The organism is Campylobacter blaseri (assembly GCF_013201895.1).
GTDB lineage: Bacteria > Campylobacterota > Campylobacteria > Campylobacterales > Campylobacteraceae > Campylobacter_B > Campylobacter_B blaseri.
The window spans coordinates 1,259,406-1,281,855 of sequence record NZ_CP053841.1 but is presented as its reverse complement, the minus strand read 5'-3'; the positions used below and the strand labels follow the sequence as shown (position 1 = coordinate 1,281,855).

Sequence of the window (22,450 nt, the reverse complement as noted above, 5' to 3'; positions counted from 1 at the left end):
TTATCTTTTAGTTTTAAATATATCTGGAGCAGTGTATTCAATATTTTGGTTTTTGTTAAGCCTAATAACTGTTTTTTATTTACCTAGCTATTTTCAAAAAGGTAAGTTTCCTATTTTACTTCTTTTTTGCACTGCTTTTTTAGGGGCATTTTTTACAAGCTACCTGTATTTTGGATTTATAAGTTCTGATGCGTTATATTTTGCACTTCTTTGTGGAATTATCGCTGTTAGTTTTAACTTAGGCATAGGAATTATTGTTTAGTTTTATAAGATTGAAATTTAAATAATGCTTATATTGCGCAGCAAGACACTACTAAAATAGTTTAAATAAAAATCTTAATTTTTATAATTGATAGATATCAAAGCTAAAATATTTTTAATTTGCTAAAATGGGATTTTACAGATAGAAGGAATAATATATGCTTAAAAAATTAGAGTATTATATAGTCTCTTTTGTTGCAGTTTTTGTAAACTGTTTTTTAATGTATTGGTTAAGTCAAAAGTTAACACTATATATAGATGTGCCATATAGAGAGCAGTTAATATATGCTAAGTTAATTTTTACCACAACCATCCCCTTTTTATTTATAGCTTCATATCTTTTTAAATTTAGATATGTTTGTATGTTTATGGCTATTTTATCTGTTTTGGCGGTAAAGCTATGAGATGTTTAAGGGAATTTCATAAAGATATAGGACTACTTTTTTCTTGGATAATGTTTTTTATATTTTTTAGTGGAACTTTTGCCTATTATAAAGATAGTATAAATCTATACATGCAGCCAAATTTTTATAAACTTAACTACCTAGATACAAGTTATTTAAAAAATAGCATAGAGTATTTGGAAGAAAATCACAAAGATGATCAAATCTGGGCAATTACACCACCAAGCTTTAAGACGCCTTATGTAAAAGTTTTATCCCAAGATCCAAAAAGTCAAAATGATATATATCTAAACCCTGAAAATGCTAAAATTTTAAATCCTTATAAAACTCTGGGTGGCGATTTTATCAGCACATTACACTATGAGCCATGGGGAATGAATGTAGAGCTCTTAGGAAAAATAATTGGCTATTTGACTATCATAATTTTATTTTGTCTGATAAGTGGGCTAGCTATACATAAAAGACTATTTAAGGATTTTTTTAAACTAAAAGATAGAAGCTTTTATTATGATATGCATATTGTAACTAGTGTTTGTGGTTTTATAATGTTTTTTACTCTTATTTTTTCAGGTCTATATCTGTCTGAAAAATATATGCTAGATAAAATTTATAGACAGGCAAATATTAAAAAAATTGAAAATGAAAAAAGAGAAGAAAAGATTTTAGAGCAAAAAAGAGAGATGAAAAATATTCTAGACAGGATGAAAAGAGCAGGAGGTGGAAGTTTTATGCCAAAACTATACACACCTAGCTATGCAGATATTGAAAAATTTATATCAAATTTAGATAACAAAGATTTTATAAATAAGATTGAAATTATTAGAAACCCAAGATCAGCAATTTTACAAATAAACACAAAGCCAAAAGAGATTTTTACAGAAAATGGGGTAAATATGGGGTTTTATATATATGATTTAAAAAGCGGTCAAAAAATTCAAGAGATTGATGATGTTCCTATAAATAAAACTCAGCAAATTGGGTTTTTGATGAGACATATACATATAGCTGATTTTGGTGGAGAACTAACTAAATTTTTGTTTTTTATATTTGGGGTGTTTGGTATGCTGATGTGTAGCAGTGGAGCTATATTGTGGACAAAAAAATATGATAAAAGTAAATTTTTGAAATTTATAAAAGTGTTAAACTCGACATTTTTTATAGGACTTTTTGCCTCTTTTGGTATTTATCTTTTAGCAAATTTCTTTTTGAGTTTGGAAAATGAGGCTAGAGATATCACTCAAATTAGACTTTTTTTTATCTCTTTATTTATATTTTTTATTTTAAATATCTTAGTTACAAAAAAATATATTTATGAAATATCAGCATTAATAACATCTTTAATATTTTTAGTTGTAGTTATGGTTGGAGTTAGTTATGAGGCATTTTTAAAATCAAATTTAATAATTATGTTAATTATATTTTTATTAATATCTCTGTTTTTTGGAGTTTTTAGCCTTAAAGGATTTAGGGGATGATGGGTGGAATTTTAGGATTTTTAATAGTTTTATTGGGATACATTTCTAGAAAAATAACTGCTTTTAAAATAGGCATATATATACTTATTTTTATTTTATGCTATTTTATAGCTTTTGGAGACAATAAGCTAATTGATTTTTTATATTTTGTTTTTATATTTGGGATAACACAGATTATCTTTATTTTTGTAGAGTATATAAAAGATAAAAAGACATCGCAGAACTAAATTTAAAGGGATAAGCCATAGTTTATCTATGGCTTAGTTTTATTATTTATAAGCTTTAATAGCTTTATCTAAAATTTCTTCAGCTTTTTTTGCATCTTCAAAATCTTTAACCTTAACCCATTTGTTTGGCTCAAGCAATTTATATGTTTCAAAGAAGTTTTTAATCCTATCTAGGGTTATTTTTGGAAGATCTGTATATGATTTTATATTTTCATATCTAGGATCAATCTTGCTAACAGGAACAGCTAATAGCTTTTCATCCATTCCAGCTTCATCTTCCATAACTAAAACACCAATTAAACGGCAAGGTATAACGCTACCTGCCTGGAGAGGGTATTCATTTATAACTAAAATATCAGCAGGATCCCCGTCATCTGCTAAAGTATTTGGTATAAAGCCATAGTTCGCAGGATAGAACATAGCCGAATATAAAACTCTATCTACTACTACAGCACCACTTTCTTTGTCTACTTCATATTTAATATTTGAACCATAAGGTATTTCAATAACCGCATTTATCTTTTCAGGGTTTTTTCCAACTTTAATTTTGCTTATATCCATTAATTAATCCTTTTACATCATAGAATTTGAAATTTCTTTTACAATCATCTCATTCATCTCAGAGACTATCTCTTCAATAGTTCTTTCACCATTAATTTTTTTATAAATACCTTTATTTGTATAGAACTTTCTTATAGCCTCAATAGGCTCAAGGTAGATTGCCATTCTGTTTTTAAAAACCTCTTCATTGTCATCAGCGCCTCTTGCTCTGCCTAAAATTCTATCTTTTGCAACCTCTTCGCTTACATCAACCTCTATTACTGAATTTAGTGTAATTTCTTGGTTTTCTTTTAATACCTCATCAAATTTTTCCATCTGTTCAATACTTCTTGGAAAACCATCTATTATTATAAAGTCAAGTTCGGTATCATTAACAGCTGAGACAATGGTATCTATTACAATTTCAAGTGGAACTAAATTTCCAGCTGATATATAGCTATCAATTATTTTTCCTAGTTCGCTTCCGCTGTCAACTTCTGCTCTTAGCATGTCTCCTGTTGAGTAGTGTACTATACTTTGGTTCATCTCTGCTATCATGCTAGCATCTGTCGTTTTTCCGCTTCCAGGAGCGCCAATAATTAAAAATAAGTTTTTCATTTTCTATCCTTTTTTATTAATCTTATACCTAACTCTCTTAATTGTTCATCACTTGCTATGTTTGGGGCTTTTGTCAAAGGACATTGGGCTCTTTGTGTTTTTGGGAAGGCGATGATATCTCTAATGCTACTTGATTTTGTCACAAGCATCATAAGCCTATCAAAGCCTATTGCTATACCCCCATGTGGAGGAGCACCAAAACTTAGTGCATCAAGCAAGAAGCCAAATTTTTCTCTTTGCTCATCTTCATCAATTCCTAGTTTTTCAAATACCTTTTGTTGGATATCATTTTTATGTATCCTAATACTTCCACCGCCTAGCTCAATTCCATTTAAAACTACATCATATGCAACAGATGTTATATCTTCAATATCATCATCTATGTTATTGGGCATTGTAAAAGGATGGTGCATAGCCGAGAAGCTTCCATCATCATTTTCTTCAAACATAGGGAAGTCAACCACCCATAAAAACTCTAATCTATCTTTATCAATGATATCCATCTCATTTGCTAAAAATATTCTAAATCTACCCATATAATCAAGAACAACTTTTTTAGCACCAGCACCAAAGAATAAAACATCACCAACTTCAAGCCTTGTTCTTTTTACAAGTTCATCAATATCTTTTTCTTCAAAAAATTTAAGTAGAGGCCCTTTTAGCCCATCTTCTTTGTATTGAATAAAAGCAAGACCTTGTGCTCCAAATTTTCTAACATAGTCTTCAAAACTTTTCATCTGTCTTTTTGAAAAGATATTATCACCATTTGGAACCCTAAGAGCTTTTACTCTATTTCTTTTTTTATCTTTTGCTATATTGCTAAAAATTTCATTATTTGATTTTTCAAATATATCAATCACATCAACTAACGGTAGGTCAAATCTTAGATCAGGTTTATCACTTCCATAAGTTTCTGTTGCTTCTTTATAGGTCATTCTTCTAAAAGGAGGGTTTATATCATAACCACAAACTTTAAATATATCTTTTAATACCTCTTCGGCAACGCCCATAACATCTTCTTGAGTACAAAAACTCATCTCAATATCTATTTGAGTAAACTCAGGTTGCCTATCAGCTCTTAAATCCTCGTCTCTAAAACACTTTGCAATTTGAAAATATCTATCAAACCCACTACACATTAAAAGTTGTTTAAAGAGTTGAGGGCTTTGAGGAAGTGCATAAAACAGACCATTATTTACACGACTTGGAACTAAGTAGTCTCTTGCTCCTTCAGGTGTTGCTCTTGTTAATATTGGAGTTTCTACCTCTAAGAAATTTAATTTTTCTAATGTGTTTCTACAAGCTATAGCTGCTCTTGAACGCATTGCAAATCTCTCATAAGCTTTTTCGTTCCTTAGATCTAAAAATCTATATTTTAAACGAGTTTCTTCTCCAACATCTTTATCGCCTATAACAAATGGCAATGGTTTGCTTGGGTTTTCAACTATTAATTCACTTATGACTATCTCTATTTCTCCGGTTTTGAGCTTTGGATTGGTTAGTCCTTCACCTCTTGCTCTAACTTTACCTTTAGCTTTTAAAACAAACTCGTTTCTAACAGTGTTTGCTGTATCATAAGCCTGTTTTGAATCATCTGGATCACAGACAAGCTGAACCAAACCACTTCTATCTCTTAAATCTATAAAAATAACACCACCATGGTCACGGTAAGAGTTCACCCAGCCGCAAACCTCAACGATTTCTCCAATATTATCTTTACTTAAATCTGTGCAGTAATGACTTCGCAATTTTCTTCCTTTTGTGTATTGTAAATGGACATTATAGTAAAATTTTGCTTTTATAAAGCTAATTTTTAATAAAATATCAATTATGTTAGAAGAAAATATTGAAATTCACAATAATTTAAGGGCAATTGGACTGGTTGCTAAAAATAATAGCAGTGTTGATAAGATTATAAGTTTTTTTAAAAAATATAATATTGAAGTTTTGTTAAATAGCAAAGATTTAAGCCTAGATAGTATCTGTAAAAAAACTAATTTAATAATAAGCCTAGGTGGCGATGGAACACTTATATCAACTTGTAGGGAAGTGGCTAAAAAAAATATATTTGTTCTAGGTATATATGATGGAAATTTAGGTTTTTTAACTGATATTAAGCTAGATGAAATGTCTGTTTTTTTTGATGATTTTTTTAAAGGGAATTATGAAATTGAAAGACCATATATGCTTGAAGCTGTTTTTAGGAAAAAAGGTCAAAAAGATATTAAAAAAATAGCCTTTAATGATGTTGTTTTAAGCAGAGATAGCTTTCTTTCTATGAGTGATATAGATGCATATTTAAACCAAAAATATTTTAATACATTTTTTGGAGATGGGATAATAGTAAGCTCTCCTGCTGGCTCAACTGCATATAATTTAAGCGCAAATGGTCCTATAATATATCCTTTAAGCAAAGTTTATGTAATTACTCCAATAGCGCCACATAGTTTAACACAAAGACCGCTAGTACTTCCTATGGAGTATGAAATTAGTTTTAAAAGTAAAAAAGATAGTAAAATTCACATAGTTATAGATGGACAAGATTTTTTTAATATGAGTGATTTTGATGAGATAATTATAAAACTTGGCAAGACAAGGGCAAATTTGATAAGGCACTTAAATAGAGATTATTTTAAAGTTTTAAACGATAAACTTCGCTGGGGTTCTAAAAAAGGAGATATAATTTGATAACTAAGCTTTATATTAAAGATCATTTAAGCTTTAAAGAGGCTGAACTTAAGTTCAAAAAAGGACTTAGCGTTTTTACTGGTGTTAGTGGTGCTGGAAAGTCTGTTTTAATGAGTGCTATTTTAGCAGTTTTTGGGCTTAGTGAAAGCGAGGCTAGGTTGCTTGAGGCTGATGTTGATTTTGATTTTGATATGAGTGAATTTGGAATAACAAGTGAAGATATAAATAGCTTTAAGATGGTTAGAGAAAAAAGTGTTAGATACTTTATAAATAGCGAGTTTATATCTAAAAAAAATCTAAATACAATAACTTCACAACATATAAGATATTTAACTGTTAGAAATGTTGATGAGTTTGAAAATGAAAAACTTTTAAACCTGCTTGATACATTGGCTACAAAAAAAGATAAAAAGCATAAATCAAATTTAGAAAAATTAAGATTAAATTTCAAAGAATTTACAGAAATAAAAAAAGAGCTAAACAAGATAAAAGAAGATGAATTAAAGCTTATAGAATTAAAGGAATTTGCTAAATTTGAGATAAGTAAAATAGAAGAAATTTCACCTAAAGTAGGTGAATTTGAAGAACTTATGGAGATAAAGAAAAAATTAAGTAAGGCTGATAAGATAAATGAAGCTTGGCAAATGGCAGATGTGGTTTTTGACCTTGAGTCAAAAGTAGTTGAAGCATTAAATATAAGTGGAATTGATAGCTCTTTTTTTGAAGAAACTATGAATGAGCTTAGGTTTAAAAAAGATAGTCTAAATATGGAAGAGTTAAGCGAGATTGACATTGAAGATATTTTAAACAGAATTGAAAGCTTAAGCTATTTAGATAGGAAATATGGAAGTATTAAAAATGCTCTTGAAGCCCTTGAAATTAGAAAAAAAGAGCTTGAGGGTTATGAGAATATAGAATTTACAAAAGAGGAGCTAGAACATAAATATAAAGAGCTTGAAAAAAGTTTAAATGAAATATCAAATTTAATTACTAATTCAAGAAAAAGCGTAAAAGAGTTGCTTCAAAATTCCATCAATGGATACTTAAAAGATCTATATATGGAAAATATTAATATAGTTTTTTCAAAAAAAGATATTGATAATCTAGGTAAAGATAGTATTGAGTTTCATATAAATAATACCGAATTAAAAAAACTAAGTTCAGGTGAATTAAATAGATTAAGACTTGCTTTTATAGCTAGTAGTGCAGATATAACAGGCTTTGGTAATGGCGTTATCATACTTGATGAGATTGATGCAAATTTGAGTGGGAAAGAGGCTATGAGTATAGCAGATGTGCTTGTTAGAATTTCAAAATACTATCAAATTTTTGCAATTTCCCATCTTCCTCAACTAGGTTCAAGGGCAAATTCTCATTTTGTAATTAAGAAAAAAGATGGCATATCTGTTGTTTATGAATTAAATGAAGAGGAGAAAATTATAGAGCTTGCTAGGATGATAAGTGGCGAGACTATAACAAATGAGGCAATTGAGTTCGCAAAGAAACTCAAAAATATCTAAGTTTAAGGTTTATTAGTTAATTTTTTGCTAAAATCTATTGTTATATATTTTAGTGTAAAATATTATAGTTGTTAAATTTATGATTAATTATCTTTAACACTATTATTATAAAGGACTGGTTTGATAGTAGACACACATTGCCATTTAGATGATGAAAGATTTGATGATGATTTAGATGATGTTATTTTAAGAGCAAAAGAAGCAGGTGTTGAAAAGATTATAATACCTGGGGCTGATATGAAAGATTTGAAAAAAGCAAGAGATATTTGCTACAAATATGAAAATATCTACTTTGCAGCCGGAGTTCATCCATATCATCATGATAATTTTGATATTGATTTTTTAAAAGAGATGGCAGAAGATAAAAAATGTGTTGCGATTGGTGAGTGTGGATTAGATTACTACCATTTAAAAGAGGATTTTGAAACACAAGATGAACGCGATTTAGAAAAACAAAAACAAAAAAAAGTTTTTTTAGCTCAGATTGATTTAGCAAGTGAGCTTAAAAAACCTTTAATAGTTCATATTAGAGATGCAAACCAAGATAGTTTTGATATATTAAAAGAAAATAGCCATAAACTTGTTGGTGGTGTTTTGCACTGTTTTAATTCAAGTGAACTTTTACTTGGATTAAAAGATCATGGCTTTCATTTTGGAATTGGTGGTGTTTTAACTTTTAAAAATGCGAAGGCGTTAGTTGAAATTTTACCTAAAATTCCACTAGAAAAACTTCTTGTTGAGACAGATGCACCATATCTTGCACCGGTTCCAAATAGAGGCAAGAGAAATGAGCCAAGCTATACTAGGTTTGTTGTTGAAAAAATGAGCGAAATATTAAACATTGAAAGAAAAAGGCTAGAAGAGATTACGACATTTAATGCTAAAAGTCTTTTTTTAATTTAAGGAGAAAAATGAAATTTTTATTAAAACTTATAGCAATATCTACTTTGGCTATTGCTCTAAAGGCTAATACAGATTCAGCTAATTACAAATCTAAATTGATACTTCATGAAATTTTATATGATTTTAATATAAAAAATACAAAAGAGAATATGGATATTCTTAGCAGTATACAAGATAGTATCAAAGATAGAGACTTAAGAGATTTTAAAACAATCATACAAAATAGCCCAGAGAATGTGTCTATTGTCCAAAATGAACTTGCAAATATAGAAGCACCATATTTTTTACTTTATCTTGCTATGGTGGAGTCTAAATTTCTAAACAGAGCCACTTCAAATATGAGAGCAGGCGGAATGTGGCAATTTATGCCATCAACTGCTAGAGCTTTTGGATTAAGGGTTAATAAAGATGTTGATGAGAGAAGAGATCCTTTCGCTTCAACTGATACAGCTTTTGAATATCTTGATTTTTTAAATGCACAGTTTAATAAGTGGTATGTTTCTTTGATGGCCTATAATTGTGGTGATGGCTGTATGAGAAAAGTGATACGCCACGGAGATAGCGATGATTTTAGCACTATACTTTTAAGTAGTAAAACACCCAAAGAGACTAAGAATTTCATAAAAAGAATCATAAAATATTCAATAATTTCAAAAAGAGAGGATTCAAAACAGCTTTTATCAAGTCTTGAATCTAGATATAAACTAGAAAAAGTAATGGTTAAACCAGGAACAAAGCTTTATAGTGTTTCAAATAGTATAAATTTAGATTTAAAAATCATGCAACAATATAACCTGCATATAAAAAATGGAGAGGCTCCAAGGGGAAGCGAAGGGTATTATTTTTATATACCAGAAGATAAGTTAGAATTATATGCACTAAACTATATAGGCAAAGTTATTAAGGATGAAAAAAACAGTAGCAAATTTCAGACATATAAAGTTGCTAAAAATGATACTTTAAGCTCTATTGCCAATAGACTTGGCACTACTATTAAGGAACTAAAAGCTGCTAATAATTTAAAAAACAGTTTTATAAAAGTAGATCAAGAACTTAAAATTCCAGTAGCCTCTTTTGAACCTCAAAAATACAAAGTTAAAAAAGGGGATACATTGCTTGCTTTAGCTAGTAAATTTAATGTTGATAAAAAAGATATAATCAAAAATAATAATATTAAAAATCAAATTTTGGTTGCAGGAGATACAATTGTCATTCCTTAGAAAAAAGCTAATTGTTATTAGTTGTATACTATTTTTTATATACGGATGTTCCACTTCTACACCACATACTAAGGTTTATAAAACCTCAAGTAGCAAAACACCAGCCACAATGAGACCATATACTATAAATGGCAAAACGTACTATCCTACAACTGTAAAGGTGGGGGATATACAGCGAGGACTAGCTAGCTGGTATGGACCAAACTTTCATGGTAAAAGCACCTCAAATGGTGAAAAATACAATATGTATGCACAAACAGCAGCACATAAAACATATCCTATGAACACTATGGTAAAAGTTACAAATTTGAATAATTCAAAAAGCGCTATTGTGAGGATAAATGACAGGGGTCCTTTTGTAAAAGGTAGAATTATCGATTTATCTAAAAAAGTTGCAAATGATTTAGGTGTTATAGCTACTGGTACTGCACCTGTTATACTTGAGGTTGTTGGATTTCATGGTCATCAAATTTCAAAAACAGCCCCTAGTTCTGAAAGAGTATATACAGGTGGAGTATTTATGGTTCAAGTTGGAGCATTTAGAAGGCTTGAAGGTGCAAATATATATAAAAATAAATATGATGGAACAGGCGGATATAGTGCAGTAGTTCGTGAGTTTGAACTTGATAGATATCCAATTTATAGAGTATTTTTAACTGGATTTAGAAGTGAAGAAGAAGCAAGAGATTTTGCTTATAATACGCATATTAGCGGTGCATTTATAACTAGGCAGTAAAGATGATAGAAAAAAGTAGAACTACAAAAGAGACAAATATAAAAATCGCTTTAGAGATTTATGGCGATGGAAAATCAGAAATTTCATCTGGCATTGGTTTTTTTGACCATATGTTAGAGGCTTTAACAAAGCACTCTTTAATGGATATGAAACTTAGTTGTAATGGTGATTTATACGTTGATGGACATCATACAGTTGAAGATATAGGAATTATAATAGGAAAAGCTATACAAGAGTCAGTATATCCTATACAAAAAGTTGAAAGGTATGGAAATAGCGTTGTTGTTATGGACGAAGCTGCTGTTGAATGTGCTTTAGATTTTTCAAATAGACCATTTTTGTTTTATAATGGTATAAAAAATGGAATAATAGGTGAGTTTGATTGTGAGTTAGTTGAAGAGTTTTTTAGAGCTTTGGCATTTAATGCAGGAATTACTTTGCATATTAATGTTTTAAGAGGTAGCAACAAACATCATATAGTAGAAGCTACATTTAAGGCATTTGCAGTTGCATTTAGAAGAGCTTTAACGAAAAATGAAAAAATGAAAGTTCCTAGTACAAAGGGAATTTTATGATAGATATTATATTTCTTGATGTGGATGGGTGTATGAGTGATGGCGGAATTTATTATACCAACAGCAAAGAAGAGATTAAAAAATTTAATACAAAAGATGGCTTTGGTATTGTAAATTGGATTAAGCTTGGAAAAAAGGTCGCTATCATTACAGGAAGAAAATCTAATATAGTAGAATATAGAGCTAAGGAGCTAGGAATTCATTATCTCATTCAAAACTCAAAAGATAAATTAAGCGATGCAAAAGAAATTTTAAAAAAAGAGGGTCTAAATTTTAGTAGCGCAGCAGCTATTGGAGATGATCTTAATGACTTAAAACTTTTAAAGGCTGTAAAGTTTAGTTTTAAACCTAAAGATGCAATGAATGATATAAAAACAGATATAACACTGTCAAAAAAAGGTGGTGAAGGTGCTATAAGAGAGATGATAGAAATTATCATAGAAAAAGATGACTTAAAAGAGCTGTGGCTTAAAAAATGGTTATAAGAATTTTTTATGTAGCTATTGCTATTTTTAGTATAGCTATGGTTATACTAAGCGTACAAGCTCCATATTTAAGTGAATTTTTTAAAAATGAGCTTGAGATTGCAAGTATAGAGATGGAAGGAATAATTGATTATGAGGTAAATAATGAAATTATTCTATCTTCGTTTGAAGCCCAAAAAGGAATAAGATATTCAACTAGGGATGAATTTTTTAACTTTATAGGAAAAAATATAGACAAAGATACAAATAATACTTTAACAGCTAATAAGGCAATCTATAAAGGTGACATAATTACATTTATAGATAACGCAATATATCTAAATAGTGATAATTTACAATATAAATCTGATGAGATTGTGTATAACTCAAAAGAAAAAACCATTAAAAGTGATAAGCCTTTTGTAGCAATGCAAGATGATAAAAAAGTAATAGGCTCTAGCGTTATATATGATTTAAACAAAAAACAAACTTTTGCAAAAGGAGTAAATGCATGGTTTTCAACAAAACAAGATTAATCAAATTTCTATTTTTTATCTTGATACTTTCTTTAGGATTAAATGCCGAACAAGTGGAGGTTACTGCTGATAATTTTTTTGCAGATGAGATAAAATTAGAAAGTGTCTTAACAGGTAATGTAAAGATGAAAAAGGGCTCTTTTGATACTTTAAATAGTGATAAATTTTTTATATATTTTGATAAAGATAAAAATCCATTAAAATACAAAGCAACAGGCAATGCTAGATTTAATATAATGATTAATAATAGTGAATATAAAGGCAAGGGTGATATTTTGACATATGATCCAAATACAAACATATACACCTTAGAAGGGAATGCATATATTAATGAAATAACTACTAAAAGAGAAGTTTTTGGCGATAAGATTACTATTAGTCAAGATAATGGTAAATACGAAGTTGAAAGCTCAAGAAGCTCTAAAAATCCTAGTAAAAAACCAGCAAGGCTAATTTTCCAAATAGAGGATAAAGGTTGATAAAGGTTATTGATGCTAAGTTTTTAACTTCTGCTCCAAATTTGAACGCATGTGATGATTATGGGCTTACTGAGGTTGTTTTTTTAGGGCGTTCAAATGTGGGTAAAAGCAGTCTTATAAATGCCATAGTTGGACAAAAAAACCTTGCTAAAAGTAGCTCAACTCCAGGAAAAACACAGCTTATTAATTTCTTTGAAGCTAAATTTAGAAAAGATGAAGAAGATATCTCTTTAATGCTTGTTGATTTGCCAGGATTTGGCTATGCAAGAGTTTCAAAAAAAACTCATAATATCTGGCAAAATGCTCTTGATGAATTTTTAAAAAAAAGAGAAAATATTCGTTTGTTTATACATTTAATTGATTCAAGGCAGTATAACTTAGAGCTAGATATAAGAGTGGATGAATATTTAAAGAGCTTTTTAAGAGGAGATCAAAAAATTTTAAATCTCTATACTAAATGTGACAAACTAAATCAAAGCGATAAATCAAAGCTATTAAAGCATGATAAAGATGCAGTTTTTGTCTCTACTTTTAAAAAAATCGGTATAGAAAAGGCTAAAGAATCTATTTTAAAAAGCGCTTTAGGTGTATAGATAAGCTTGGTTTTATAAGGTAGAATATGGAAAAAGGTTTATCAAAAAAATCTACAAAAAATATTTTATTTGTATGTATTATATTGATATATCAAATATTATCGTCTTTATTTATAGCCTTTCCACCATTAATTGGATTTTTTTTTACATATACAGTTATTTTAAATTATGAAAAAATAAAAAATTATAAAGATTATAATTCTGAATGGTATCAAAGTATATTTTTTATATTAATTGCAGAAATTTTACATGGATTTGAAGTATTTTCTACTGCTATTTTTTTTAGTATATTTTATTATTTTATCTTTACATGGCTTCTTTTAAAGGTAAAATTTAGAAATTTATTTTTAGTTATATTAGTTATTATTGGCTATTTAGGGAGCTTTATGGCAAGTAATCTTGTTTTGCATATTAAAGATGAGAGTTTTTTACCAATTGGATATGAGTATATTTTTTATATATTAATTGAATCTGTGTTTGTGTTACTTGTATTTAAAGGCAGAATCATATGAGGCTAAAAATAGTTTTTAGTATCATGGTTGTTGTTTGGATAACACTAATTTCTAGGGTTTATTATCTAAGTATTAAAGCTAGCGATTATTATACAGATATAGCAAAATCAAATGCTATAAAAACCAACTATTTACCACCTGTTAGGGGTCAGATAATGGACTCAACAGGAAATGCTTTAGCTATAAACAGGCTTGGTTTTTCTATATTTTTAGCACCCCATTTAAAAGCATCTGATTTAGATACAGAGGTTAAGTACCTATCCAATCTATTTATAGATATTAATGCTACTGAGGTTGAAAAAACATATAAACGAAACAACTCTTTGTATAATCAAGATTTTATCGAGGTTGTAGATTTTTTAAATTATGATGATGTTGTTCCACATTTTTCAGAGTTAAATTTAAGAGATAATTTAAAAGTGGAGTCAAAAAGTATTAGATTTTACCCATATAACGACTTAGCATCCCATATTATTGGATATGTTGGCAAAGCCAACGCAAAAGATATGGAAAATAACCCACTTTCTAAGCTTACAAATAAGATTGGTAAAAGTGGAGTAGAGTCATATTACAATGAAGAGCTTCAAGGAGAAAGAGGAGCTAGAAAGACAAAAGTTACTGCTTTAAATAAAGTTGTTGAAGAAATTTTTTATGAAAAGCCAACTAGCAAAGATATAGAACTTCATATAAATATGGAACTTCAAAAGTTTTTGAAAGAACTTTTTAAAGATAAGGCTGGGGCTGTTGTTATAATGGATGTAAATACAGGCGCAATCATAGGTGCCGGGAGCTACCCTGAGTATGAACTAAATCCATTTGTTACAGGAATTTCTAGTAAAGAGTGGAGGGAGCTAATAGAAGATTTAGATCACCCATTTACAAATAAACTCATAAATGGACTTTATCCGCCAGGATCTGTTATAAAAATGGGTGTTGGTATGTCTTTTTTAAATAGTGGGCTTATTACAAAAGAGCAAGAATATAGGTGTGGTGGCTACATAGAGCTAGGTGGCCGTAAATTTAGGTGCTGGAAAACTTGGGGACATGGTAAAATAAATCTAAATGATGCCATTAGAGAGAGTTGTGATGTCTATTTTTATGAGGGTAGCTTAGTTGTTGGAATAGATTATATATCTGCAAATTTACAAAAATATGGGCTTGGCAAAAAAACGGGGATAGATTTGCCAAATGAGTTTATAGGAGTAGTTCCAAATAAAGCTTGGAAGATGGAAAAGTATAATCAACCATGGTATATGGGTGAAACTGTTATTACTTCAATTGGACAAGGAAATTTTTTAGTTACACCTATGCAAATAGCTAAATACACAGCAGAGCTTGCAAGTGGAAAAGGACTAACGCCGCATTTTATTAGAAAAATTGATGGAAAAGATGTTGAGTTTAAAACAACTGAAATTTTCAATGCTTTTGAAAAAGAGCAACTTCCATATATTAGAAAGGCGATGTTTGAGGTAGCACACCATCAAAAAGGAACAGCCAGTAAATACTTTAAAGGTATTCCTATAAACATAGGAGCTAAAACAGGAACTGCACAAGTTGTTGGAATTCCACAAAGTGAACTTGTAAGAATGAAAGAAAAAGATATGGAGTATTATCATCGCTCTCATGCTTGGCTTACTAGCTTTGGTCCATATGAGAACCCAAAATATGCTGTTACTGTTTTAGTTGAACATGGTGGTGGTGGCAGTAGTGCAGGCTCTCCAATAGTAAAAAAGATTTATGAAAAACTAATAGAGATGGGGTATATAGATATCCCAAATACCTCAAATAAAAAATAAAACTAAGATTGGCTTCTAATAATTAGACTTTTTGGTAGGTTAAATTTAGTAATTAACTCTAGCTCTTTTTCTCTCATTTCTCCAGTGTCATTTTCGTGATCATATCCTAATATGTGCAAAAGTCCATGTATAAAAAGAAGGGCGATTTCACTGGTAAAATCATGGTTTAATTCATCTGCTTTTTCTTTTGCAAGCTCTTTATTTATAACAATAGATCCGATTGGGAAATTTGACATTTTTTCATATGGAAAGCTTAAAACATCAGTAGTTTTATCTATGCTTCTCTCATTTTTATTTATTTTTTGCATCTCAGTGCTATCTACAAAAACAAGCTCTATTTCATCATCTAAAAGAGTTTTGGCTATATCATTTAATATATTTGGGTATTCTTCTTCACAACTTATCAATTAAAACCTTTATATGAAATTTTGATAAAATTATATCTAAAAAAGGATTAAATTTGAAAAAAGCACTTTGTATAATTAGTGGCGGAATGGATAGCACACTTTGTGCCTACATTGCAAAAAATGAAGGATATGAGATAGTTGCTTTGCATTTTGATTATCTTCAACGAACAATGGAGAGGGAAAAAGAGTCTTTTTTAAAAATTTGTGATGATTTAAATGTTTATAAAAAAGAAATTTTAGATGTTAGTTTTATAGCTCAAATTGGAGCAAATGCACTAACTGATAAAAGTATTGAAATTCCAAAAAACAATCTTAGTGATAAAGAGATTCCAATAACCTATGTTCCATTTAGAAATGGAATATTTTTAAGCATTGCAGCGGCTTTAGCTGAAAAAGAGGGTTGTGAAGCTATTTTTATAGGTGTTGTGGAAGAGGATAGTAGTGGTTATCCTGATTGTTCAGAAGAATTTATAAAATCTTTTGAAAAAAGTATAAATTTAGGTCGAGCTACAAAGGTAAAGACTAAGGTAAAAATGCCACTTGTCCATTTAAGTAAAGCTGAAATTGTAAAAGAGGCAATGAAACTCAATGTTCCTTTAAAATACACTTGGAGTTGTTATGAGGCAAGTGATAAGGCTTGTGGTGAATGTGATAGTTGTAAACTAAGACTTAAAGGTTTTAAGTTGGCAGGATACAAGGATGAAATTCCTTACAAAATAGAGGTTTAACTAAAGCTGATTGGATCCATATCTATTTGAACATTTGTGGTATCGCAAATGTTCCCTGCTTTTATTAAAGGCTTGTGTGAATTAGCTCTTATCAAAATTTCATACCTATATTTAGATGATATATATTCAATAGCGGCTTTTCCATAGCCAATCATCTCTATATCTTCAATTTTTTTTAAATTGTTTAAGCAAATTTGCATAGATTCTTCTGCTTTTTTTTCATTTTTATGAGATATTAAAATTCTTAAGAGCCTTGTAAAAGGAGGGTAAAGCCCATCTCGGTAATATTTTTCTTCTTTTAAAAACTTATCATAATTTTCTATATAATCTTTAAAAAAATCAGCTTGTTCCGTTTGCAATAGAATTTTGCCTTTTCCAGTACGACCTGAACGACCTGCTATTTGAATAGCAAGTGAGAGAGTTTTTTCTCTAGCTTTATAATCAGCATATGAAAGCCCAGCATCAATTCCCATAACAACAGCTAGCTTTACATTATGATAGTCGTGTCCTTTGCTAAGCATCTGAGTTCCTACTAGTATATCAATTTTTCCATCATTAAAATCACTAAGTATATTTATAAGTTTTTTTTGAGTAGTTATCTCATCTCTATCAAATTTAGCAATATTTGCACTAGGGAAATAGCTTTGAAGCTGGCTTACTACCTCACTTGTCCCCATTCTTTTTGACTCTAAAACCTCATTTCCACACTTTTCACAATTAGTTTTTGCATACATGCTAAATCCACAATAGTGGCAAACTAAAGCATTTTTACTTTTGTGAAAACTCATCCCAACACTACAATATGGACAAGTTACAATGGTTTTACACTCTTTGCAGATCATATATTTAAAATTAGCTCTTGTTGGTAAAAAAACTATGGCTTGATTTTTATTTGATAGAGTGTTTTTTAACTCTTGGAGAATTTTTGGGGTAATTTTAGTTTCACTAATATCATAATCAATCGTTTTTTGGCTACTAAAATAGGTTCCTTTTAGTCTAAAGCTAGGATGTTTTACAAAGCTAGATAGAGATGGTGTTGCTGAGCCTAAAACTATTTTACTATCAAGTTTTTTAGCTATATATAAAGCCAAATCTTTAGCATTGTATCTTGGATTTTGAGAAGATTTGTAGCTATCATCATGCTCTTCATCAACTATAATTAGTCCTAAATTTGTAAATGGCAAAAAAAGAGCAGACCTAGCTCCTGCAATTAGTTTTATATCGCCATTTTCAAAATCTTTTAGTAGCTTTTCTTTTTCAGACTTTGTTATTTTTGAGTGCCAAACACCGATGTGATCGCCAAAATATTTTTTTAATCTCTTTTCCATTTGCGGTGTTAAGGAAATTTCAGGCATTAAAAAAAGAGCTTGTTTTCCTTTGTTTAAAATATCAACAAGTAAACTTATATAAATTTCACTTTTTCCACTTCCCGTATCGCCAAACAAAAGAGAAATTTGATTATTTTTTATAAACTCATAGCCTTTTTGTTGATTTGGGCTTAAATTTGGTTTTAGTTTAAAATTTATATTTTGATCGTTTTTATTTTTGTATGGTGTAAATAGATTAAAAGAGATTCCAATTTTAGATATATAGTAGTATGAGATAAAGTTTGCTAAGCTTATTTGCATTTTGGAAAGCTTTTCTTCTAAAACTGTAGAAATTTCTGCAGTTTTAAAGATTGGTTTTTCGACCTCTTTTATTATGACTCCTTTATGAAGTTTGTTTTTTAAAACAACTTCAACTATGGAGTATATAGATACATTTTTATCAAAGTGATAAGTTAATGGTTCTAAGTTTTTATTTAAAATAGCAACTTTATAATATTTCATTTACTCAAAAAGATGGCAATTTTTACCTTGACACAATAAAGTACCAGCACTTACATTTTGATCTTTTGTGCCTACCTTTATAGTTTGCTTGGTTTCATAGTATGTAAATGTAGCGCATTGCCCAGCAACGCAGGCGGTATAAGAGTTATCACTATTTTTTGTCCACCCATTCCTTGAATCACCTTTTGATAACGGCTTGCTTAGCACATTTTCAAAAAAATCTCCAAGTTTAGGAGTTGCAACATTTCCAGACATCAAATTTTCAGATTTTTTTAATGATATTCCGCTTCTAATGGCTGATAGATCAGCTCTAATTTTTGCAACAGTTGCATCATCTCTGCTTACAGCTAACCTAGGAATAGCAACAGCAGATAAAATTCCCAAAATAACTATAACAAAAACTAACTCCATCATTGTAAAACCATATTTCATTTTTTTCATACTTAAATCCTTTTATTATTTGATTCTATAAGTTATTATATCAAAATGTAGTTTAATTTATTGTATTATTAATTATATATCTTTTAGCTTGAAGATGATTTTTTATAGAAGGAATCAAATGTAATTTTTTGCAAATTACATTATCTTTATTTATAGGAATAACTTCTAAAGAGCCTTTATTTATACCATTTTTTGTATCATTTTCATTATACAAAACTATTTTAACACAACTTACATCATTCATAGCAAGTTCTGCAGTATAGTCTTTTTTATTCACAACATCAACATTTGTCATTTTAGATATATCTTTGTCATACTTGCCTTGTGATATATAAAAAGAGATACAATCTGTTATTGTCATAGAAAGATTTTGAGAAAATTTACTAATTTTTGCATCATCTCTTGCTACTGCTAATCTTGGGATTACGACAGCTGCAAGTATTCCTAAAATTACTATGACAAATATTAGTTCAATCATCGTAAAAGCTTTTTTCATTTAATATTCCTTCTTGTGTATTATATATTTAAGTATAAAAATATTTAAAACTAGCTTAAGATTTCACCTAACGATTGCCCAAACTTAATATTTTCACTATTTTGAGTATCAAAATTTAAACTATCTTGATTGGCTAAAATTACAATAGTTGAGCCTAATTCAAAATTTCCTAAATGTTCACCTTTTTTATAGAGTAAATTTTCATATTTATATATATTTTTACCTTTTTTTGCATTTGTTTGAATGTTTTTATCAAAATTAAATTTCATTTTTCCAACATTTAAAGCCCCAACAAAAACAAGCCATAAAATTTTATTATTTTCAAGTTTTGTCTTTAAAATAACTCTTTCATTTTTAGCATATAAATTTGGAATTTTTAAAATCGCGCTTTTTGCAACGCTATAGAGTTTTGCAGGTATGTATTTTGCCTCTAAAATTTGTAAGTCACAAGGGCTGTGATAGTGATGATAGTCTTTTGGAGAAAGATATATATTTAGATATTTTAACTCATCATCTATATCTTCATCTAAAAGCTCTTTAATATTATAATCAATGCCTTTTATGCTAAAAGCTTTAAACTCTGAACTAACTCCTGTTTGAAAAACTACACCATCACTTGGACTTATGAAATTTGAGCATGAAAGTTCTCTTTTTTTGGTTAAAGTTCTTGTAAAAAGTTCATTTAAACTCCTATATTCTGTATAGTTTTTAAACTCACTCATATCAATTTTAAAATAATTTACATAACTTTTATTTATAAAGTTTTGAACTTTTTTTGGAAATTTTATACTTGCTATTTTTCCAAAAATGCAAGAAATTAAATTTGTCATAATTAACCTTTTTTTAAATTTAAAAATGCTATCTCAGCAGGAGCTAGTATCCTAACAGGAGGCCCCCAAAAACCTGCACCACTACTTACATATATTTGTTTATCTTGCTCTTTATAAAGTCCATATAAGTATTTTTGCTCCATTAGCACAAGAAGGGAAAATGGAAAAATTTGTCCTGCGTGAGTATGTCCACAAATACATAAATCAACCTCATCTTTTACATTTTCATAAATATACTTTGGCTGATGTGCTAACAAAATTGTTGGTAAATTTTCATTTTTATTTTGTAAAGCTTTTTTTAAATTTGGCTTTAAATACCCAAATCTTTGCCCAGCTCTATCGTATACTCCAGCGAAATTTACGCCCTTAAACTCTAAATTTTCATTTTCTAAAACTTTAACTTTATATTTTTTTAAAACTTCAATTAATTCATATGCTCCACTATAATATTCGTGATTTCCTAAAACAAAAAAGCAAGGTATTTTTAGATTATTAAGTGGATTTAATGTATCTTTTAAGTCTTTTGCTTTTATATCAAACATATCACCAACTATAAGCAGGGCATCAGCATTTAGTTTATTTACTTCATCAACTAATAACTCCAAAAAACTTTTTCCAAGATATTTTCCAAGATGTATATCACTAAGCACGGCAAGGCTTAAATCATCTTTTAAATTTGAAATTTTAATATCAACTCTATTTATAAAAGGCTTTTTAATCCCATTATAAAACCCTTTAAATAAAAATGAAAATATAAATATTAAAAATGAGATATTAAAAGACAATTTTAAAAATTCTCTTCTTTTATTGCTGAATTTAACAAATTTAGTTGTAAAGCCTATAATTGAAAACAGAGCTGATGATAAAAATAGTAAAAAACTAGCCCCTGTGCTAATAGCTGAAGCTTTAAATAAGACACCATTTAGGTTTTCTGCTCTAAAAGCTATAAAATACAATATATTAAATAGAGTTATCAGGGTAAAGCAAAAGACGAATATAGCGTTTAGGTAAATTTTATTCTTACTGTTTAAAAATGTATTTTGAAAAAAATTCAAGCTATAAAGATTCATAAGAGTAAAAATTGTTGTAGATACAAATTTAAAAAACATAGCAGCCCTTTAAGTTATATAAAATTTACTTAAACTATCTTTATTAAAAGATACAATTTGTTGATTGCTATTTACAATTAAAAGATTATCTTTTTTAAATTTAGTGATGATTCTTGAAAATGTTTCAGGTGATAAATTAAGTATCTTTGAAATTTGATTATACTTTAGTGTTGTAAATGCTTCAAAGTTTTCACAAATAAACTTTGCAATTTTACCCTCACTGTCCAAAATAAGCTCTTTTGTGAAAACATCATTCATTGATATTAATTTTTTTGAGATTGATTTTAACATCTCAAAACAAATTTCAGGTTTTAGTAAAAACTCATCTCTAAATTTAGAATAATCAATCTTTAAAATCTCTCCATCAGTCAGCATTATTGAACTAGCCGGATATGGAATATTTTCAAAATTTGCAAGTTCAGCAACAAAGCTTATAGGGCGAATTTCTCTTAAAAATATCTCTTTGCCTTTTGGGGAAGTTTTATAAATTTTAATGTTTCCTTTAGTTAGTAAATATAGCCATTTGGAGCTTTGTCCTTCGAAGAATAAAATTTCATCTTTTTTATAGGATTTATAAAAACTTATCTCTCCTAATCTATCTAAATCTTTTTTGCAAAGTGTTTTAAAAAAAGGTATATTTTCAATCATTACTTATTTTTTAAAAGATCTCTTATCTCTTGAAGTAGTAAAATATCCTCAGGTGCTTTGCTTGGCGCCTCTTCTTTTTTCTCCTCTTTTCTTTTTAAACTATTTATGGCTTTTATAACCATAAATATACAAAAAGCAATTATTAAAAAATTAACACTAATTTGGATAAAATTTCCATAATTTAAAGTTATAGCAGGAGTTTCGCCGACCGCATCTTTTAATATAAATTTTAAATTAGTAAAGTTTATACCACCTGTAATAACCCCAATAACTGGCATAATAATATCCGCAACTAATGAGCTTATAATTTTACCAAAAGCCCCTCCGATTACTACACCGACCGCTAAGTCGATGACATTACCACGCATAGCAAATTCTTTAAATTCCTTTATAAAGCTCACTTTATTCCTTTAAG

The 22,450-nt window shown here is 29.0% G+C and carries 28 protein-coding genes; 17 read left to right on the top strand and 11 right to left on the bottom strand.

The window, feature by feature from the left end; all coding sequences use genetic code 11:
* Window positions 1–31 precede the first annotated feature (31 nt).
* From CBLAS_RS06445 to CBLAS_RS06430, 4 genes are all read left to right on the top strand, one after another.
* Window positions 32–262: a hypothetical protein gene (locus CBLAS_RS06445; protein WP_133169618.1), complete on the top strand. Its 231-nt coding sequence runs from the start codon at window positions 32–34 to the stop codon at window positions 260–262.
* A 157-nt stretch (window positions 263–419) separates the two neighbouring features.
* Window positions 420–665 (top strand): hypothetical protein, encoded by a 246-nt coding sequence (locus tag CBLAS_RS06440; protein WP_106872014.1) that lies wholly within the window; start codon window positions 420–422, stop codon window positions 663–665.
* On the top strand, window positions 662–2,140 hold the full coding sequence (locus CBLAS_RS06435; RefSeq protein ID WP_106872012.1) for a PepSY-associated TM helix domain-containing protein: 1,479 nt from the start codon (window positions 662–664) through the stop codon (window positions 2,138–2,140). Before CBLAS_RS06440 ends, CBLAS_RS06435 begins: the two co-directional genes overlap by 4 nt.
* Window positions 2,137–2,367 carry a hypothetical protein gene (locus CBLAS_RS06430; RefSeq protein ID WP_106872010.1) on the top strand — a complete coding sequence of 77 codons (231 nt, stop codon included), beginning with the start codon at window positions 2,137–2,139 and terminating at the stop codon, window positions 2,365–2,367. The genes CBLAS_RS06435 and CBLAS_RS06430 overlap by 4 nt, the downstream gene beginning before the upstream one ends.
* Before the next feature lie 42 nt (window positions 2,368–2,409).
* Here the strand turns inward: CBLAS_RS06430 and ppa are convergent, their stop codons facing one another.
* The 3 genes from ppa to aspS are packed head-to-tail and all read right to left on the bottom strand — an operon-like array spanning window position 2,410 to window position 5,273.
* Window positions 2,410–2,928 (bottom strand): inorganic diphosphatase, encoded by a 519-nt coding sequence (gene ppa, locus CBLAS_RS06425; protein ID WP_106872008.1) that lies wholly within the window; start codon window positions 2,926–2,928, stop codon window positions 2,410–2,412.
* A gap of 12 nt (window positions 2,929–2,940) precedes the next feature.
* Window positions 2,941–3,525 carry an adenylate kinase gene (locus CBLAS_RS06420; protein ID WP_106872006.1) on the bottom strand — a complete coding sequence of 195 codons (585 nt, stop codon included), beginning with the start codon at window positions 3,523–3,525 and terminating at the stop codon, window positions 2,941–2,943.
* Window positions 3,522–5,273 carry an aspartate--tRNA ligase gene (aspS, locus tag CBLAS_RS06415; protein WP_106872004.1) on the bottom strand — a complete coding sequence of 584 codons (1,752 nt, stop codon included), beginning with the start codon at window positions 5,271–5,273 and terminating at the stop codon, window positions 3,522–3,524. The genes CBLAS_RS06420 and aspS overlap by 4 nt, the downstream gene beginning before the upstream one ends.
* An 82-nt stretch (window positions 5,274–5,355) precedes the next feature.
* Here aspS and CBLAS_RS06410 point away from each other — a divergent pair, with 82 nt between their 5' ends.
* The 12 genes from CBLAS_RS06410 to mrdA all read left to right on the top strand — a co-directional run bounded on the left by CBLAS_RS06410 (window position 5,356) and on the right by mrdA (window position 15,547).
* Window positions 5,356–6,213 (top strand): NAD(+) kinase, encoded by an 858-nt coding sequence (locus CBLAS_RS06410; protein ID WP_106872002.1) that lies wholly within the window; start codon window positions 5,356–5,358, stop codon window positions 6,211–6,213.
* On the top strand, window positions 6,210–7,733 hold the full coding sequence (locus CBLAS_RS06405) for an AAA family ATPase (RefSeq protein ID WP_106872000.1): 1,524 nt from the start codon (window positions 6,210–6,212) through the stop codon (window positions 7,731–7,733). The genes CBLAS_RS06410 and CBLAS_RS06405 overlap by 4 nt, the downstream gene beginning before the upstream one ends.
* 120 nt (window positions 7,734–7,853) lie before the next feature.
* Window positions 7,854–8,636 carry a TatD family hydrolase gene (locus CBLAS_RS06400; RefSeq protein WP_106871998.1) on the top strand — a complete coding sequence of 261 codons (783 nt, stop codon included), beginning with the start codon at window positions 7,854–7,856 and terminating at the stop codon, window positions 8,634–8,636.
* Between the two features lie 8 nt (window positions 8,637–8,644).
* Entirely contained in the window at window positions 8,645–9,856 is a 1,212-nt protein-coding gene (locus tag CBLAS_RS06395; protein WP_106871996.1) for a lytic transglycosylase domain-containing protein, read from the top strand.
* 109 nt (window positions 9,857–9,965) lie between these two features.
* Complete coding sequence (locus CBLAS_RS06390) at window positions 9,966–10,592, top strand: septal ring lytic transglycosylase RlpA family protein (RefSeq protein ID WP_106872075.1); 627 nt, start codon at window positions 9,966–9,968, stop codon at window positions 10,590–10,592.
* A gap of 2 nt (window positions 10,593–10,594) precedes the next feature.
* Complete coding sequence (hisB, locus tag CBLAS_RS06385; RefSeq protein ID WP_106871994.1) at window positions 10,595–11,167, top strand: imidazoleglycerol-phosphate dehydratase HisB; 573 nt, start codon at window positions 10,595–10,597, stop codon at window positions 11,165–11,167.
* Window positions 11,164–11,652, top strand: coding sequence for a KdsC family phosphatase (locus CBLAS_RS06380; RefSeq protein WP_106871992.1), 489 nt, complete (start codon window positions 11,164–11,166; stop codon window positions 11,650–11,652). The genes hisB and CBLAS_RS06380 overlap by 4 nt, the downstream gene beginning before the upstream one ends.
* Window positions 11,643–12,167 (top strand): LptA/OstA family protein, encoded by a 525-nt coding sequence (locus CBLAS_RS06375; protein WP_106871990.1) that lies wholly within the window; start codon window positions 11,643–11,645, stop codon window positions 12,165–12,167. The genes CBLAS_RS06380 and CBLAS_RS06375 overlap by 10 nt, the downstream gene beginning before the upstream one ends.
* Window positions 12,143–12,646 (top strand): LptA/OstA family protein, encoded by a 504-nt coding sequence (locus CBLAS_RS06370; protein ID WP_106871988.1) that lies wholly within the window; start codon window positions 12,143–12,145, stop codon window positions 12,644–12,646. Before CBLAS_RS06375 ends, CBLAS_RS06370 begins: the two co-directional genes overlap by 25 nt.
* Window positions 12,643–13,239, top strand: coding sequence for a ribosome biogenesis GTP-binding protein YihA/YsxC (gene yihA / locus CBLAS_RS06365; protein WP_106871986.1), 597 nt, complete (start codon window positions 12,643–12,645; stop codon window positions 13,237–13,239). The genes CBLAS_RS06370 and yihA overlap by 4 nt, the downstream gene beginning before the upstream one ends.
* 26 nt (window positions 13,240–13,265) lie before the next feature.
* Window positions 13,266–13,751, top strand: coding sequence for a hypothetical protein (locus CBLAS_RS06360; protein ID WP_241517612.1), 486 nt, complete (start codon window positions 13,266–13,268; stop codon window positions 13,749–13,751).
* Window positions 13,748–15,547: a penicillin-binding protein 2 gene (gene mrdA, locus CBLAS_RS06355; RefSeq protein WP_106871984.1), complete on the top strand. Its 1,800-nt coding sequence runs from the start codon at window positions 13,748–13,750 to the stop codon at window positions 15,545–15,547. The genes CBLAS_RS06360 and mrdA overlap by 4 nt, the downstream gene beginning before the upstream one ends.
* Window positions 15,548–15,549: 2 nt before the next feature.
* Here mrdA and ybeY read toward each other — a convergent pair whose 3' ends face one another.
* On the bottom strand, window positions 15,550–15,954 hold the full coding sequence (ybeY, locus tag CBLAS_RS06350) for an rRNA maturation RNase YbeY (RefSeq protein WP_106871982.1): 405 nt from the start codon (window positions 15,952–15,954) through the stop codon (window positions 15,550–15,552).
* A gap of 53 nt (window positions 15,955–16,007) precedes the next feature.
* On the opposite strand from ybeY, the gene queC reads away from it, so the two are divergent.
* Entirely contained in the window at window positions 16,008–16,682 is a 675-nt protein-coding gene (gene queC, locus CBLAS_RS06345) for a 7-cyano-7-deazaguanine synthase QueC (RefSeq protein ID WP_106871980.1), read from the top strand.
* On the opposite strand, the gene CBLAS_RS06340 is transcribed toward queC, so the two are convergent.
* The 7 genes from CBLAS_RS06340 to mscL all read right to left on the bottom strand — a co-directional run bounded on the left by CBLAS_RS06340 (window position 16,679) and on the right by mscL (window position 22,436).
* Window positions 16,679–18,511: a primosomal protein N' gene (locus tag CBLAS_RS06340; protein WP_106871978.1), complete on the bottom strand. Its 1,833-nt coding sequence runs from the start codon at window positions 18,509–18,511 to the stop codon at window positions 16,679–16,681. The genes queC and CBLAS_RS06340 overlap by 4 nt on opposite strands.
* Window positions 18,512–18,952: a type II secretion system protein gene (locus CBLAS_RS06335; RefSeq protein ID WP_338152846.1), complete on the bottom strand. Its 441-nt coding sequence runs from the start codon at window positions 18,950–18,952 to the stop codon at window positions 18,512–18,514.
* A 52-nt stretch (window positions 18,953–19,004) separates the two neighbouring features.
* Window positions 19,005–19,448 carry a type II secretion system protein gene (locus CBLAS_RS06330; protein ID WP_106871976.1) on the bottom strand — a complete coding sequence of 148 codons (444 nt, stop codon included), beginning with the start codon at window positions 19,446–19,448 and terminating at the stop codon, window positions 19,005–19,007.
* A gap of 50 nt (window positions 19,449–19,498) precedes the next feature.
* Window positions 19,499–20,278, bottom strand: coding sequence for a phosphatidylserine decarboxylase (locus CBLAS_RS06325; RefSeq protein WP_106871974.1), 780 nt, complete (start codon window positions 20,276–20,278; stop codon window positions 19,499–19,501).
* Window positions 20,279–20,280: 2 nt separating this feature from the next.
* Entirely contained in the window at window positions 20,281–21,234 is a 954-nt protein-coding gene (locus tag CBLAS_RS06320; protein ID WP_244948127.1) for a metallophosphoesterase, read from the bottom strand.
* Between the two features lie 162 nt (window positions 21,235–21,396).
* Complete coding sequence (locus tag CBLAS_RS06315; RefSeq protein ID WP_106871972.1) at window positions 21,397–22,035, bottom strand: Crp/Fnr family transcriptional regulator; 639 nt, start codon at window positions 22,033–22,035, stop codon at window positions 21,397–21,399.
* Window positions 22,035–22,436: a large-conductance mechanosensitive channel protein MscL gene (mscL, locus tag CBLAS_RS06310; RefSeq protein WP_106871970.1), complete on the bottom strand. Its 402-nt coding sequence runs from the start codon at window positions 22,434–22,436 to the stop codon at window positions 22,035–22,037. Before mscL ends, CBLAS_RS06315 begins: the two co-directional genes overlap by 1 nt.
* Between the last annotated feature and the right edge of the window lie 14 nt (window positions 22,437–22,450).